This is a genomic window from Dongia sp., from assembly GCF_041906375.1.
GTDB lineage: Bacteria > Pseudomonadota > Alphaproteobacteria > Dongiales > Dongiaceae > Dongia.
Genome location: NZ_JAYRJJ010000009.1, coordinates 21,846 through 35,431, shown reverse-complemented (window position 1 = coordinate 35,431; position 13,586 = coordinate 21,846). Strand labels below are relative to the sequence as shown.

The 13,586-nt window shown below is 59.1% G+C and carries 14 protein-coding genes; 7 read left to right on the top strand and 7 right to left on the bottom strand.

What is annotated here, in order from left to right; genetic code table 11:
* Positions 1 to 2: 2 nt before the first annotated feature.
* Complete coding sequence (locus ACE3OA_RS19910) at positions 3 to 1,442, bottom strand: SIR2 family protein (RefSeq protein WP_374314066.1); 1,440 nt, start codon at positions 1,440 to 1,442, stop codon at positions 3 to 5.
* A gap of 257 nt (positions 1,443 to 1,699) precedes the next feature.
* Between ACE3OA_RS19910 and ACE3OA_RS19905 the strand changes: the two genes are divergently transcribed.
* The 3 genes from ACE3OA_RS19905 (at position 1,700) to ACE3OA_RS19895 (ending at position 4,416) form a co-directional block, all read left to right on the top strand.
* A complete protein-coding gene (locus tag ACE3OA_RS19905) occupies positions 1,700 to 2,584 on the top strand; it encodes a TIR domain-containing protein (protein ID WP_374314064.1) in 885 nt (294 codons plus the stop codon).
* Positions 2,544 to 3,332 carry a PP2C family serine/threonine-protein phosphatase gene (locus ACE3OA_RS19900; protein WP_374314062.1) on the top strand — a complete coding sequence of 263 codons (789 nt, stop codon included), beginning with the start codon at positions 2,544 to 2,546 and terminating at the stop codon, positions 3,330 to 3,332. The genes ACE3OA_RS19905 and ACE3OA_RS19900 overlap by 41 nt, the downstream gene beginning before the upstream one ends.
* A 115-nt stretch (positions 3,333 to 3,447) precedes the next feature.
* On the top strand, positions 3,448 to 4,416 hold the full coding sequence (locus tag ACE3OA_RS19895; RefSeq protein ID WP_374314060.1) for a TniQ family protein: 969 nt from the start codon (positions 3,448 to 3,450) through the stop codon (positions 4,414 to 4,416).
* 214 nt (positions 4,417 to 4,630) lie between these two features.
* Here ACE3OA_RS19895 and ACE3OA_RS19890 read toward each other — a convergent pair whose 3' ends face one another.
* Positions 4,631 to 5,206, bottom strand: coding sequence for a PAS domain-containing protein (locus ACE3OA_RS19890; protein WP_374314058.1), 576 nt, complete (start codon positions 5,204 to 5,206; stop codon positions 4,631 to 4,633).
* Between ACE3OA_RS19890 and ACE3OA_RS19885 the strand changes: the two genes are divergently transcribed.
* Positions 5,200 to 5,403 (top strand): hypothetical protein, encoded by a 204-nt coding sequence (locus ACE3OA_RS19885; RefSeq protein WP_374314056.1) that lies wholly within the window; start codon positions 5,200 to 5,202, stop codon positions 5,401 to 5,403. The two genes, ACE3OA_RS19890 and ACE3OA_RS19885, sit on opposite strands and share 7 nt — an antisense overlap.
* Positions 5,404 to 5,448: 45 nt before the next feature.
* Here the strand turns inward: ACE3OA_RS19885 and ACE3OA_RS19880 are convergent, their stop codons facing one another.
* The 3 genes from ACE3OA_RS19880 to ACE3OA_RS19870 all read right to left on the bottom strand — a co-directional run bounded on the left by ACE3OA_RS19880 (position 5,449) and on the right by ACE3OA_RS19870 (position 7,720).
* Positions 5,449 to 6,492 (bottom strand): ABC transporter permease, encoded by a 1,044-nt coding sequence (locus ACE3OA_RS19880; RefSeq protein ID WP_374314053.1) that lies wholly within the window; start codon positions 6,490 to 6,492, stop codon positions 5,449 to 5,451.
* Between the two features lie 13 nt (positions 6,493 to 6,505).
* On the bottom strand, positions 6,506 to 7,246 hold the full coding sequence (locus ACE3OA_RS19875; protein ID WP_374314050.1) for an ATP-binding cassette domain-containing protein: 741 nt from the start codon (positions 7,244 to 7,246) through the stop codon (positions 6,506 to 6,508).
* A gap of 297 nt (positions 7,247 to 7,543) precedes the next feature.
* On the bottom strand, positions 7,544 to 7,720 hold the full coding sequence (locus tag ACE3OA_RS19870) for a hypothetical protein (protein WP_374314048.1): 177 nt from the start codon (positions 7,718 to 7,720) through the stop codon (positions 7,544 to 7,546).
* Positions 7,721 to 7,824: 104 nt separating this feature from the next.
* Between ACE3OA_RS19870 and ACE3OA_RS19865 the strand changes: the two genes are divergently transcribed.
* The 3 genes from ACE3OA_RS19865 (at position 7,825) to ACE3OA_RS19855 (ending at position 11,927) form a co-directional block, all read left to right on the top strand.
* Positions 7,825 to 8,814, top strand: a complete 990-nt coding sequence (locus ACE3OA_RS19865) for a substrate-binding domain-containing protein (RefSeq protein WP_374314046.1) — start codon at positions 7,825 to 7,827, stop codon at positions 8,812 to 8,814.
* Between the two features lie 159 nt (positions 8,815 to 8,973).
* Positions 8,974 to 9,750 carry a FadR/GntR family transcriptional regulator gene (locus ACE3OA_RS19860; protein ID WP_374314044.1) on the top strand — a complete coding sequence of 259 codons (777 nt, stop codon included), beginning with the start codon at positions 8,974 to 8,976 and terminating at the stop codon, positions 9,748 to 9,750.
* A 347-nt stretch (positions 9,751 to 10,097) separates the two neighbouring features.
* On the top strand, positions 10,098 to 11,927 hold the full coding sequence (locus tag ACE3OA_RS19855) for an IlvD/Edd family dehydratase (RefSeq protein ID WP_374314042.1): 1,830 nt from the start codon (positions 10,098 to 10,100) through the stop codon (positions 11,925 to 11,927).
* 50 nt (positions 11,928 to 11,977) lie between these two features.
* Here the strand turns inward: ACE3OA_RS19855 and ACE3OA_RS19850 are convergent, their stop codons facing one another.
* Together ACE3OA_RS19850 and ACE3OA_RS19845 are read right to left on the bottom strand one after the other, a co-directional pair.
* The gene (locus ACE3OA_RS19850; RefSeq protein ID WP_374314040.1) at positions 11,978 to 12,952 is read right to left on the bottom strand and encodes an aldose epimerase family protein; all 975 of its coding nucleotides are present in this window, start codon (positions 12,950 to 12,952) and stop codon (positions 11,978 to 11,980) included.
* Entirely contained in the window at positions 12,952 to 13,578 is a 627-nt protein-coding gene (locus ACE3OA_RS19845) for a 2-dehydro-3-deoxy-6-phosphogalactonate aldolase (protein WP_374314038.1), read from the bottom strand. Before ACE3OA_RS19845 ends, ACE3OA_RS19850 begins: the two co-directional genes overlap by 1 nt.
* Positions 13,579 to 13,586: the final 8 nt, after the last annotated feature.

Genomic DNA, 13,586 nt, shown 5'->3' with positions numbered 1-13,586 from the left:
AATTAGTCCTTTGCGAGCTTGTTAATAATCGTTCGTAGAGCGTCGAGGTAACCCAATCCATCCCCCATTGGCCCATTCAGCTTTTCGATTGCCGCGCGGATGGAGCCGTCATCTTTCGGGTAGTATTGGGCGAAGTTTGTCAGCACTTCATTTGCGACTTTGGCAGCCATGCCGCCAAGCCCACCGACGGGGATAATGTGGAGCCCCTTCTGCTTTGCGAGCTCGAACTCCTGCCAGACCCCGGGAGACTCGACGAGCTTTCCGCTCTCGATCTTATTTCCCAAAATGAAGATCGCGATCCCGGCCTGACTGATGAGCTCTTCCCTATAGCGAGTAAACGTCTCCATACGCTTGGCGGCGTCCTCAATCCCAATGGGAAAGGGTCGCAGCACCAGGCTGTTTTGGATAGAACGTGAGTCATCTGAATAGATCTGTTCGACTGCACCAGTGACGACTGCCGTCCCGACAGCGATACCCATGCCGCTCGCGATCCGGAAGCCATCTGAAATGAGATTCGTACCAATCTTCTTAAGAACCTGATCAACAACGGTCGGGTCATTGCCCGAATAGTCCGCGGCCGCACCAGAGACAAAGACTGTCGCCATGCGAAATCGATTCTCGATTTTCTGCAGAGTTTCGGTGATGTCCGAGTACTCATCGACAAGGATTGCTTCAACGTTGAAGCGCTTGAGATCCTCGATAACGTGATCTTGCTTAGCCCTCGCGTACCCGAAGTCCTCTGAGCTTTCTCCGGGCTTTTGAGTGCGACGCTTGGTCAGCCAGTAGTGAGTCCGCTGATTGCCAACAAGTTGAATCCGGATTCGGCTAAAAATGTAGTCGATGTTCGGGTCTGTAAAGCTGAAGCCGAGAAATAAGAAAGTTCGCTCGACGAGGTCGCCCGAGAGAGCTGTGACGAAGGGCTGGTGGCTAACGTGATATCTCTCGTACTCGTCTTTTGCCAGAATCGTGTCTTCGGGCAATTCAATGTCGCCATGCATCTTGTAGAGCACGGCATCTCGACCGGGGCGTGTCCTCGACAGACCCTTGACCGTGAGTTTTACGTCGAGTCGACGACCAGCCTGCTGAATTGCAGTTTCCAGCAGTCGATCATAGTTGGTGGTCCAGTAAACGCCGAGAGGAAGCCGAGCAAGAATGCGATGGTTCTCCGTCGGCGCTCGCAAATCTGAAAATTTGTCGACTAGAAGTTGATTGATGTCGTGGCGTTGCCCACGCTTGGAGTTGAGGTAGTACTGGGCAAGCGCCACGAGGTCAGTCTCTTTGGTGCTGTCGAGGCTTATCTCTTTGGCCAACGGCGCCAGAAGGCCTGCCCAGTCAACAAAGCCAGCACTAGTAGACAGTCCAGCCCCAACGAAAACGGCGGCGTTGTTCTGCCTTAGTTCACCTAAGTATTTTTCTATGAAGCCTTCTACTTTTGATATCACGCTACGTCCCCAGCGACTCTTTCATTTGGCAGTTTTCCGGGAATTATAAGATCTGTTAAGGATTAATCAATCAATCTACATATCTATATTGATCAACTATTTAGAGCATCTTGGCGCCCTAGCTAACATATCGAGCTGGCGGTTTCGAGTGAGCGCCGGGCGCATAGGCTCGCTCGAAATACAGCAACGAATACCGTTCAAGAGATTGCCGCGGAGATTGCGGACGTAATCCGACATCCACCGACTTGAGGCCGTAAATGTTTAAGTATCAGGCAGCCGTTTCGTTCGCTGGAGAACAACGACTCTACGTCGAGCAGGTCGTTCGATCCCTTCAATCCTTTGGCGTTCCGGTCTTCTATGACGGCGACAGCCAAGTAACGCTATGGGGCAAAGACGGCGTCGAGTTCTTCCATCAGCTTTTCTCCGCTGAGACATCGTATGTGGTGATGTTCATCTCCAAGGAGTATGTGGACAAACCCTGGTGCAGCCACGAACGTCGTTCTGCTCTAAGCCGAGCTCTGATGGAGAAGTCAGAATACGTTCTGCCTGTCCGCTTTGATGACACGCCAGTGCCGGGAATGCCCTCGACAATCCAATATCTCGATGCGAATAAGCTGACGCCCTATGCTTTGGCGACACTGATAGTTCAGAAGCTGGGAATAAGCCCCTTCGCTACCAAGGCATCAGACGTTCCCCCGCCTCATGTGACATCAAGCAGCGGGACGATCACTTTCGATTACTCGTCGTATAACGGCGTCTACATCCTGGGACGTGACCCATATCTCTTCGAGACTCATTGGAGTAAATCCAGTGACACGAGTATACAAGCTCACAACGACAAGCCCAGCATACATGGCATCGCTGTCGCTGTTGGGGCCCACGAAATAAGCGACATTGGCGACGCCGCCACTTTCGACTTCTCCTCGGCACATCGTCGGCCGCAGCTTGGTCAAATTCTCATACTCAGAAACACCAATGGCTTCTATGCAGCCACCAAGATCCTCGCGATCGTCGACAACACTCGCGGTCTTATCAAGCCTGACAAGGATGAGATGACATTTGAGTTTGTCATCCAAATCGATGGCACGGCTTCCTTCGTCAATGCCCGAATATCTGAAGTCAGCCCAAATGAAGGAAAATAGGCCGTCATCGCCACCCGCTTCACTCAACCTCCTGATCCGGGCGATCACTCATCCGGGCCTGATTCATTCAATCAATCAGGATCGTGTTCACGTCGTTGATTGGGCATCCTCCGACTCCATGCGAAACGCTCATGAAGTAACTGCTTCCACGGACGAAGTCAGAGTCGTTCTGGTCGCAGACGGAATGAGCAACCCGGCGGGCGGAGAGGTCGCTAGTCATGGCGCCATCGAGTTCCTTAGCAGACGGCTTTTGAGGGCCGACAATAAGGAGGCCATTGCTCAAGCACTCGTCGAGGTCGACCGACAAATCTTCGATTTGATGACCGACCAGACGCGGGGCATGGGCACGACAATAGCGGGCTTATGGATTCATGGTGCGACGATGTATTTCTTTAACGTCGGTGACTCCCGAGTGTATTCGTTTAGCTCGCTTGGGCTCTATCAGCTATCTCGGGACGATACCGTTGGTGGTTATCTAGGCCTAAAGAAGCAGAGTTCCACGCTAGTTCAAGTTCTAGGCGGCTCAAATCCTCAGCTAGAGATCACGCCACATGTGGGTGGGAAATCACTTTGGCTGGGTGAGAGTTATCTGATTTGTAGTGATGGAATTAGCGATCTTATTGAGGATGATGAGATTTGGGAGGCTCTGATAGATTACGGCGTCCAAGCAGTAGATCGGTTGGCGTCACTCGCCATTGAGCGGGGCGGCCATGATAATCTAACCGCTGTCGTTGTCAGCGTGGTCTGACACGCGTCGATCGAATTCATGTAAAATTGAAGGAAATCGTAACCCTAAATTGAGAACTGCTTGGCAAATTCCATGCGTGGCATGCACAGCAACTTCGATCCCAAGCAAACCAACAATGACAGTCAAACAATATCCGATCCGCCCTCAGGCATATGAAGGCGAAAGCATCCTCGGTTATCTCAAGCGCACCGCGAAAATCCTTGGTTCTGAAAACGTCGGAAATCTGATCCCTGATTTTCGCGCTGCCGACCGGATATGGAGACTACCTTTTGCCTGGAGCTTGGACCAACTTGCCGACGCACTGGGTGATCAATGGGAGGTTCTCCAAAACGGGTTGCTGGGTGCCGATACACCTCGCTTGGCGCACTTTCGCGGCCAGGTGATCCTTCGGGATTGGGTCCGGACTAGTAAAATGTGGATCTGCCCAGAATGCTTAGTGGACAGTCCTTTCCACAGGCATAATTGGTATTTGGGACCGCTGAGTGCCTGCCACGTTCATCGGCGGACTCTCATCAATAGCTGCCCCTCCTGTCCGGACCATGAATTCCTGTGGTCATTATCTGGAATCGAGGCCTGTCCTCGTTGTCAGATGCCGTTCACCTTGATGCAGGGCCGCAGCGTGGATCAGCGGACCCAAGATGCAATGAAGGTGATTCATGTGATTGCTACTGGCGGAACTCACCCGCCAGGGTCGGTCCTGTCCGACCTATCAATGGGCGATCAGTTAGAGCTTCTGCTAAGCCTGGGCCGTGTCGTTGCTGCCGTCGAGGGCAAAGCTATGCGCCCTGGGGAAAGTAAGACAACGGTTTCCCAGTCAAACCTGATTGCCCGTGGCGTCGCGCTGCTGGATGACTGGCCGACGAAGTTCACCCAGTATCTGGAGTTGCTCATGGAGAAGAATGCTGGGGAGGCCAAGGATTCCATCATGCGGCTGAACCCTGTTCAAACTCTGATCGGGATGCAGCCCGACGACGGCTGGCGGCAGATCATTAATGACGTGTTCCGGGAGTTCTTGCCTCCTAAGAAGATCAAGAGGCCCCCCAGCGGCCCTCGCAAGCACGCCCCCAAATCGTGGTTCGTCTAACCAGGAAATGTGCCGGGTTCTGCATTTCCAGGGGGCACGGGTTGGCTCCTGTCAACATTCGTGCCAATAGTGACTTTTGCTTGAGCCATTCGGCAGAATAGCGACCTACCGATCGGGGCGCTAATGAGCTACGATCGATCTAACTCATTGATTCTTTGTCGAGCCGATCGGGTTCGTAGGGACGTTTTAGAGTTGTGTGTTGGGCGCGCCAGGCTCAGAAATCCACCCGTTCCATCTTTTCCTTGTAGTACTTCACATAGCCCAGCAGCTGGCCGATGCGGGGGCTGTCGGGGGCGGTGCGCAGCGGCAGGAGGATGACGCTGATCGGCACGCGAAACCGGTAGTGATGGTCTTCAAAACCGTCGACGCCGACCCGCAGGACGACGTCGCCTTGGATCGCGGCGCGGTATTGCTTCCAGATTATGGCGAACATGCCATCAAGCGGGAAAACCTCGCGCAGTGTCTTGCCGGTAAAATTCGCGCGCAGGCCGCCGATGATGTTGGTGCCGACCAGGCGGAAGCGGAAATCAAGCGGGGGGCCGTCGATGACCTCCATGATGAAAATGCCGGGCAGCAGCCTTGAGAGATCGGCCGGGTTGATGGCCGAGCGCAAGGGTGCCGGGGTCCCCCCGCGCTTGTCGTCCCAATAGTCGAGGAGCGATACGAATTCGGCGCTGTCGGGCCGCGCCAGGAAGTCGGCGAAGTCAGGCGTATCCCGCCACAGCAAGATCGGGTCCACCGCCGCGGTGCTCGGCACATAGTTGTCGATCGGCAGGACCAGCTTTGTCATCGATCCTCGGTCTTGTGGTGACCCGCTCCACTATCAACGCGAGGATCGCCAAAAGCAATCCGACTGCCCGTATTGGCGTGGCCGCGACCAGTGTCTTCGCCATGGCCGAGATTGCCCGGGCGACAAAGTCATTCAAGTCCGAGGACTCGACCGAGCATGGCGGAGCGGCCGAAGCGCAGCGCCGCCCCGTTCGTTGAAAGTAGCGCTGCCGGACGATTAATCGCTGCGATCAATCGCTACGATCAATCGCTCTGGCGGAAATTCCGGACCCGGTCGAACAGAACGGCCAGGATGATGGCGCCGCCGATGAAGGCGCCCTGCCAGAAGGCATTGATCCCGAGCAGGCCGAGGCTGTTGCGGATGACCTCGATGAGTGCCGCGCCAACGAGGGCGCCGAGCGCCGTGCCGACGCCGCCGGCGAGGTCGGCACCACCGATGACGGCCGCGGCAATGACCTGCAATTCCATGCCGGCACCGATATTGGTGGTGACGGCACCCAGCCAGCCGGTCTGGACAATCCCGGCGATGCCGGCCGAGAGCGCCGAAATCATGTAGACCGCGACCTTGATCGGTTTCACCGGCACGCCGGTCAATGTCGCGGCCTTCTCATTGCCGCCGATGGCAAAGACATGGCGGCCGAACCGCGTCCAGCGCAGCACGAAGCCGGTCAGGAGCGCCAGCACGAGCATATAGAGCACCGGATTGGCGATGCCGAACAGCCAGGCGCCGCCACCCAGGGCCAGCAGCTTGTCGTGATCGGGCCCGAATTCGAACACGACCGTATTGTTGGAAGCCACCATGGCCAGGCTGCGCGCGACCGACAGCATGCCCAGCGTCACGACAAAGGGTGGAAAGCCCAGATAGGCGATGAGGATGCCGTTGAAGGCGCCGACCAGCAATGCCGTGCCGATGGCGGCGGCGATGCCGATTTCGATGCTGTAGCCAGCATGCATCGTCACGGCCAGCACCATGCTGCACAGGCACAGGACCGATCCCACGGAAAGATCGATGCCGCCCGAGATGATGACGATCGTCATGCCCAGCGCGATGATGGCGACGAAGGTGACGTTACGCGTGATGTTGTAGAGATTCTTCGCTGTCGCGAATGAGTCGGTGCTGACAGACAAATAAAGACAAGCGAGAATGACAGCGATGAAGACCCAGAATGTCTGGTTGGCCAGGAGTGCCGTCAGCCTGCCGTGCTGTTTCAGCGCCAGGCGCTGCTCCATGGTGCGGTCGGTACTCGATTGGGTCTCGTTCGTGCTGGGCATGTCGGCGCTGGTCATTTGGGTTTCCTGATCAGGCGGCTTCGATGGCGCCGGTGATGAGGCCGGTCACTTCTTCCGGCGAACTCGCGGCGATCTTCTTGTCGGCGACCTTGCGGCCGCGTCGCATGACGATGACCCGGTCAGCCACCGTAAAGACGTCCGGCATGCGATGGCTGATGAGGGCCACGGCAATGCCGTGGTCGCGCAAGCGGCGGATGAGATTGAGCACTTCGGCGACCTGCCGCACCGAGATGGCGGCAGTGGGTTCGTCCATCAGCACGATCTTGGCATCGGTCAGGCGCGTGCGGGCGATGGCCACGGCCTGGCGCTGGCCGCCGGACATCGACTTTACCAGATCGCGCGGCCTGGTCTCGGATTTCAATTCCGTGAAGATCTGCGCCGCGCGCTTATACATGGCCGGATAATCGAGCAGGCTGAACGGCCCGAAGCCGCGCCGCAACTCGCGGCCCAGGAAGACGTTCTCTGCCGCAGTGAGGTTGTTGCACAGCGCCAAATCCTGGTGGACGATTTCAATGCCGTGGCGCCGCGCCTCCACGGGTCGATGCATGACGAGCTCGGCGCCGTCCATGCGCATGGTGCCGTGACTCGGGCGGAAATTGCCGGCGATCATTTTCACCAGCGTCGATTTTCCCGCACCGTTGTCACCCATCAGGCCGACGACTTCGCCGGCCTCGAGCGAGAACGAGACATCATTCACCGCCTGAATGGCGCCGAAATGTTTCGAGATATTCTGCAATTCAAGAACTGGCACGCGACTGTCGCCCCTCCCAGAGCAAGCTGCCGGCATTCTTCTCCGGCTTGTTAAGTTCGCGGTTCGTGTTGCTGCGATGCGGCTTTGCTTTTGCTTGTGCGAATGAACGTGTCGACTTCTCACAAAGCAGCTTCACAACACTATGCAGCGGGCATCCCGAACGTCAATTGATGGTCGATTGATGGTCGGGGCCGCTGCACCGCAAACACCTCAAACACCTCAGTCGTTAATATTGTCGTACAAAAGATTTCATTTTGTACGACAAAATGATTGACGGTTGCAAACCATCGTTATTAGCTAATCGCGGAACAAGAAAAAATTTCTGGCGGTGGCATCGGACGGCAAACGTCCGGGCGGCGTCGGAAGAAAGGGAGGATGCGCGCCAGCCGGCTGAATGACGGCTGCTTTGCCGAACCAATTCTTGTGACATGTGTAATCGTCGGACAGGCGGATGGCATCCAGCGTGATGCGCAATCATCCGGTTCTGTTTCGGCGTCGAAAGACTGAATGCAGTCTCGTGCAACAAGCGCTAAGCGCCCGCCTGTTTCAATGGCCGTCCGTTTTTTGGGAGGAATGGAATGAATAAGCTTTCGGTACTCGTCGCGGTTGCCGCTCTGGCTTTGAGCGCCAGCCCGGCACTGGCTAAAAAGCAGTTGGTCATCGTCGTCAAAGGGCTCGACAACCCCTTCTTCGAGGCGATCAACCAAGGCTGCCAGAAATGGAACAAGGAAAACCCCGATTCCGAATATGAGTGCTTCTACACTGGTCCGGCGTCGACCTCCGATGAAGCGGGTGAAGCGCAGATCGTGCAGGATATGCTGGGCAAGCCGGACACGGTCGCCATGGCGATCTCGCCATCGAATGCCAAGCTGATCGCCCAGACGATCAAGACCGCAAATGCCACCGTGCCGATCATGACCCTCGACGCCGATCTCGCGGCTGAGGATTCAGGCCTGCGTAAGACCTATCTCGGTACCGACAACTATCTGATGGGCTATCGCATCGGCGAATATATCAAGGAGAAGAAGCCCAATGGCGGCACCTTCTGCTCGATCCAGGGCAATCCCGGCGCCGACAACATCCTGCGCCGCGCGCAGGGCACCCGCGATGCGCTGAGCGGCCAGAAGGGCCTGCCGGCGTTGAAGGGTGAAGGCGGCTGGACCGAAGTTGATGGCTGCCCGATCTTCACCAATGACGACGGCGCCAAGGGCGTGCAGGGAATGACCGACATCCTCGCCGCCAACCCGAAGCTCGATGCGTTTGCGATCGAAGGCGGCTGGCCGCTCTTCGGCGCGCCGCAGCCATATCGCGATCTGTTCAAGCCGCTCGCGGACCGTATCGCCAGCGGCGATTTCGTCATCTCGGCTGCCGACACGATCGGCGATGAAGTGGCGATCGCCAAGGAAGGTCTCGTGACCGCGCTTGTCGGCCAGCGTCCGTTTGAAATGGGTTACAAGGCGCCGTCGGTCATGATTGACCTGATCGAAGGCAAGAAGGTCGACGATCCGGTCTTCACCGGCCTCGATGAATGCACCAAGGACACCGTCGACACCTGCATTCAGAAGTAAGTGAGATGGAAAAGGGCGCGCATTCCCTGGGCGCGCCCTTTTTTCATTCCAGCCGGTCTCATTCCGCCGAAATTCATCTCGCTTGTTCGCTCTCGTCCCACTGCTTAGAATTTAGGCGGCCTGCCGGCTTTTTTGCTGCAGGTGCGAGGGGAGCAAGGAATGATCGTCGCACAGAACAGATATCGGCCGATCCGGACGACCGCGACACGGATGTCAGGCGCCCGCATGGGTCAGGAGCAGATCGTGCGCGCCATGGGCGTCGCCATTCTGCGCGGCGATTATCCCGAAGGTGCCCTGCTGCCGGCCGAAGGCGATCTGATGGCCCAGTTCGGCATCTCCCGCACGGTTCTGCGCGAGGTTCTGAAGACGCTGGCGGCCAAGGGGCTGGTGGTCTCCAAGACCCGCGTCGGTACCAAGGTGCGCGCCCAGGTCGATTGGAATATGTTCGATTCCGATCTCTTAGGGTGGCGCCTCGATCTCGGCATGGATCTCCGGTTCCTCAACAGCCTCTACGAGATTCGCCTGGCGGTCGAACCGGCGGCCAGTGCGCTGGCCGCTCTGCGCCGCAGCGACGACTCGCTCGCGCGCATGCGCGCCCTCATCGACGAATTCCGCCAGCCCGGCCATACCCGCTCGACCTTCGCGGAAGTAGACCTTGCGCTGCATCTCGAAATCGCCGCCGCTTCCGGCAATCCGTTCATGCGTTCGGTGGGGGCCATCATCGAGGCGGCCCTGATGGCCAGTTTTGTCGATTCGTCACCAGTCACCGATCAGGGGCGCCTGTCGCATTCGACCGAGGATCACGCCGCCATCGTCGAGGCAATCGCCGCGCGCGATGCGACAGCGGCCGCCGCGGCCATGACCCAAGTCATCGAGGAAGGCCGCAAGAACCGCGCCTCGCTGCTGAGCAAGGGGGGCGACGCCGGGCCGGCGTAAGATCCGCAGGCACCCGCGCGTTTGCGAATGCCCAAGGTCTTGCGAATGCGCATCCATTTGCAAATGCATGGAATTTGCAGCGCTGCCACGGGTCTTTCAGCATATTGTATGATAATATAGCTTCCAAATCCGGCGGCGCTGTGCGATGCATATGCGCCCACGCGCAAAGTCCATCCGCCCGCGTGCCTTTCATGGCCCCGTATCGCGCTGATACGTTCCCCGGCAATGCTGCGCGTGCGAAGGCGGGATGCGACGAAAGACGCTGGCAAGACCATCCATCGCTCACGGTGCCGTTCGCGTACCGAGCGCACCGATTACTCGACAGGCTTTCCAAGGAGTAGCACGCAATGCCATCCCCCGATCACAATTCCAGCCGGCACGCTCACAATCCGAGCGGCCGCAAGCTGCGCTCCCGGGCCTGGTTCGACAATCCTGAAAACGCCGACATGACGGCGCTCTATCTCGAGCGCTATCTCAATTACGGCTTCACGCGCGAGGAACTGCAGTCGGGCAAGCCCATCATCGGCATCGCCCAGACCGGTTCCGACCTCTCGCCCTGCAACCGGCATCATATCGTGCTCGCGGAACGCCTGCGCGACGGCATCCGCACCGCCGGCGGCATCGCCATCGAATTCCCGGTCCATCCCATCCAGGAAACCGGCAAGCGCCCGACCGCGTCGCTCGACAGGAACCTTGCTTATCTGGGCCTGGTCGAAGTTCTCTACGGCTATCCGCTGGACGGCGTCATTCTCACCATCGGCTGCGACAAGACCACGCCGGCCTGCCTGATGGCGGCAGCCACGGTCAACCTGCCGGCGATCGCCTTTTCGGTCGGCCCGATGCTCAATGGCTGGCACAAGGGCGAGCGCACGGGTTCGGGCACCATCGTCTGGAAGGCGCGCCAGCTCCTGGCGGCGGGGGAGATCGACTATCAGGGCTTCATCGAACTGGTGGCGAGCTCCGCGCCGTCGACCGGCTATTGCAACACCATGGGCACGGCGACGACGATGAACTCGCTGGCCGAGGCTTTGGGCATGCAATTGCCCGGTTCGGCGGCGATTCCGGCACCTTATCGCGAGCGCCAGCAGATGGCCTATGAGACTGGCCGGCGCATCGTCGACATGGTGCGCGAGGATCTGAAGCCTTCTGAAATTCTCACCAAGAAAGCTTTCCGCAACGCCATCCGTGTCAATTCGGCGATCGGCGGTTCGACCAATGCGCCGATTCACATCAACGCCATCGCCAAGCATATGGGCGTCGAGCTCGACGTGCAGGAATGGCAGGATCTGGGGCGCGATATCCCGCTGCTGGTGAACATGCAGCCGGCCGGCGAATATCTGGGCGAGGACTATCATCATGCCGGCGGCGTGCCCGCGGTCGTGGCGCAGCTGATGAAGCACGGCCATATCGACGAGGATGCGCTCACCGTCAACGGCAAGACTATCGGCGACAATTGCCGCAATGCCACCATTGAGGACGACAAGGTCATCAAGACCTTCGAAAATCCGGTGATGCAGAAGGCGGGCTTCGTCGCCTTGAAGGGCAACATCTTCGACAGCGCGATCATGAAGATCAGCGTGATCTCGGACGAATTCCGCCAGCGCTTTCTCTCCAACCCCAAAGACCCGGAAGCGTTCGAGGGCAAGGCCTTCGTCTTCGATGGGCCGGAGGACTATCACCACCGCATCGACGACCCGTCGCTGGGCATCGACGCGCATTCGATCCTGGTCATTCGCGGCGTGGGGCCGATCGGCTATCCCGGTGCCGCCGAAGTCGTCAACATGCGCCCGCCTGCCTATCTCATCAAACAGGGCGTGCCGTCATTGCCCTGCATTGGTGACGGGCGCCAGTCCGGCACGTCTGGCTCGCCCTCCATCCTTAACGCCGCACCCGAGGCGGCGGTGGGCAGCGGCCTCGCCCTCCTCAAGACCGGCGACCGCGTCCGAGTCGATCTGAAGACCGGCACCGTCAACATGCTGGTCGATGCAGCGGAAATCAAAACCCGCCGCGCAGCGCTCGAGGCGGCCGGTGGCTATAAATATCCCGCCCACCAGACACCCTGGCAGGAGATCCAGCGCGGGATCGTCGACCAGCTCGACCAGGGCATGGTGCTGAAGCCGGCGGTGAAGTACCAGCGCATCGCCCAGGAAAAGGGCCTGCCGCGCGACAATCACTGAGACAGCATTCCACTTGGCCCTCTCCCCCATGCGGGGAGAGGGAGCGCTCTCTAGATGCGGCTGAAGCGATAATCCGTTACTTGCCGATAGGTCTCGCCCGGCCGCAGGATGGCGTCGGGGAAACTCGGCTGGTTGGGCGAATTCGGGAATATCTGCGGCTCCAGGCAAAGCCCGGCATGGGGCGCTCCTGGAAAACCGGCACCGTCATAGAATTGCAGGCCGGGTTCGGTGGAATGGATTTCCAGCCGCGTGCCGGTCACAGGCCCGTCAAGGCGGGCCATCAGGCGCGGGGTTGCCACGCGCTGCCGGTCGATGACGAAATTGTGGTCGTAATGCACGCCGCTGCCGACCGGGCGGGGTCTGCGGAAATCGAAGGGCGTGCCGGCAACGGCGGCGATCTCTCCGGTCGGCACAATGCCTGCATCCACAGGCAGATAGGATTCCGCCGGAATCAGTAAAAGATGCCGAAGAATATCCGCCGTGCCATCGAGATTGAAATAGCTATGCGTTGCCAGATTGATGATGGTCGGCGCATCGGTCGTGGCCGTGAAGTCGATCCGCAGCGCGGCTGTTTCCGCGAGGCGATAGGTGCAGCGGGCGGTGAGCGCGCCCGGATAGCCTTCGTCGTTTGCCGGCGACCTCAGCTCCAACGTCACATGCTGCACGCCCCGATCGACGATCCGCCAATTGCGGTGGCTGAAGCCGCTGGCGCCACCGTGAAGATGCGTCGGCCCCTCATTGCGGGTCAGTTGAAAGGACCAGCCGTCGAGGACGAAGCGCCCCTCGGCGATGCGGTTGGCATAGCGCCCGACGACGCTGCCGGCATAGCTCCGATCGGCCAGATATTCTGCCAATGTCGCAAAACCCAGCACGCGACTTTTGGGTCCATTCCCGCCATCGAAGGCGAGATCGCTGAGGCGCGCGCCATAGGTAAGGATGGAAGCCGACACGGTGCCATCGCTCAGGCGAATCTCGAAAACCTCGTCCCCATCCGGCAGCGTGCCGAAGATGTTGACGTCCGTCATCAATGGGCGTTGCGGAAGGCGTCAGCCAGCGCCTTGGCGCGCGCGGCCAATTCCGGAATAGCCATCCCGGGCTTGTAGACCGAGCCGCCGATGCCGAAACCATCGGCGCCGGCCTTGAGGTAAGCGGCGATATTGTCGGGTGCGACACCACCCACCGGCAGCAGCAGGGTTTCCGGCGGCAGGACGGCGCGCCACGCCTTGACGGCAACCGGCGGCAGCATTTCGCCGGGAAACATCTTCAGGGCATCGGCACCGGCATCGAGTGCCTGGAAGGCTTCGGTCGGGGTGGCGACGCCGGGCGCTGTCGCCATGCCTTTCGCCTTGGCCGCGCGGATGACATCTGGCACGCAATTGGGTGCCACCATCAGCTTGGCCCCCGCAGCGGCGATGGCGTTTACCTGCGCTACATTCAGCACCGTGCCGGCGCCGATCAGCAGGCGATCGCCCGCCCGCTTCACCATGCGCTTCAAGGTTTCCAGCGCGTCGGGCGAGTTGAGCGGCACCTCAACCACGCGCCAGCCGGCAGCTTCCAGCGTGTCGATGGCGGCTTCGGCATCCACGGGCGTGATGCCCCGCAGGATCGCGATGAGCGGCAGATCCTTCAGCCAGGGACGTAGGTCGGTCATAGAGAAAT

Coding starts and splice junctions, on each gene's coding strand:
- ACE3OA_RS19905 (WP_374314064.1), top strand. CDS start 1,700: ATGTTTAAGTATCAGGCAGCCGTTTCGTTCGCTGGAGAACAACGACTC.
- ACE3OA_RS19900 (WP_374314062.1), top strand. CDS start 2,544: ATGCCCGAATATCTGAAGTCAGCCCAAATGAAGGAAAATAGGCCGTCA.
- ACE3OA_RS19895 (WP_374314060.1), top strand. CDS start 3,448: ATGACAGTCAAACAATATCCGATCCGCCCTCAGGCATATGAAGGCGAA.
- ACE3OA_RS19890 (WP_374314058.1), bottom strand. CDS start 5,206: ATGACAAAGCTGGTCCTGCCGATCGACAACTATGTGCCGAGCACCGCG.
- ACE3OA_RS19880 (WP_374314053.1), bottom strand. CDS start 6,492: ATGACCAGCGCCGACATGCCCAGCACGAACGAGACCCAATCGAGTACC.
- ACE3OA_RS19865 (WP_374314046.1), top strand. CDS start 7,825: ATGAATAAGCTTTCGGTACTCGTCGCGGTTGCCGCTCTGGCTTTGAGC.
- ACE3OA_RS19860 (WP_374314044.1), top strand. CDS start 8,974: ATGATCGTCGCACAGAACAGATATCGGCCGATCCGGACGACCGCGACA.
- ACE3OA_RS19855 (WP_374314042.1), top strand. CDS start 10,098: ATGCCATCCCCCGATCACAATTCCAGCCGGCACGCTCACAATCCGAGC.
- ACE3OA_RS19850 (WP_374314040.1), bottom strand. CDS start 12,952: ATGACGGACGTCAACATCTTCGGCACGCTGCCGGATGGGGACGAGGTT.
- ACE3OA_RS19845 (WP_374314038.1), bottom strand. CDS start 13,578: ATGACCGACCTACGTCCCTGGCTGAAGGATCTGCCGCTCATCGCGATC.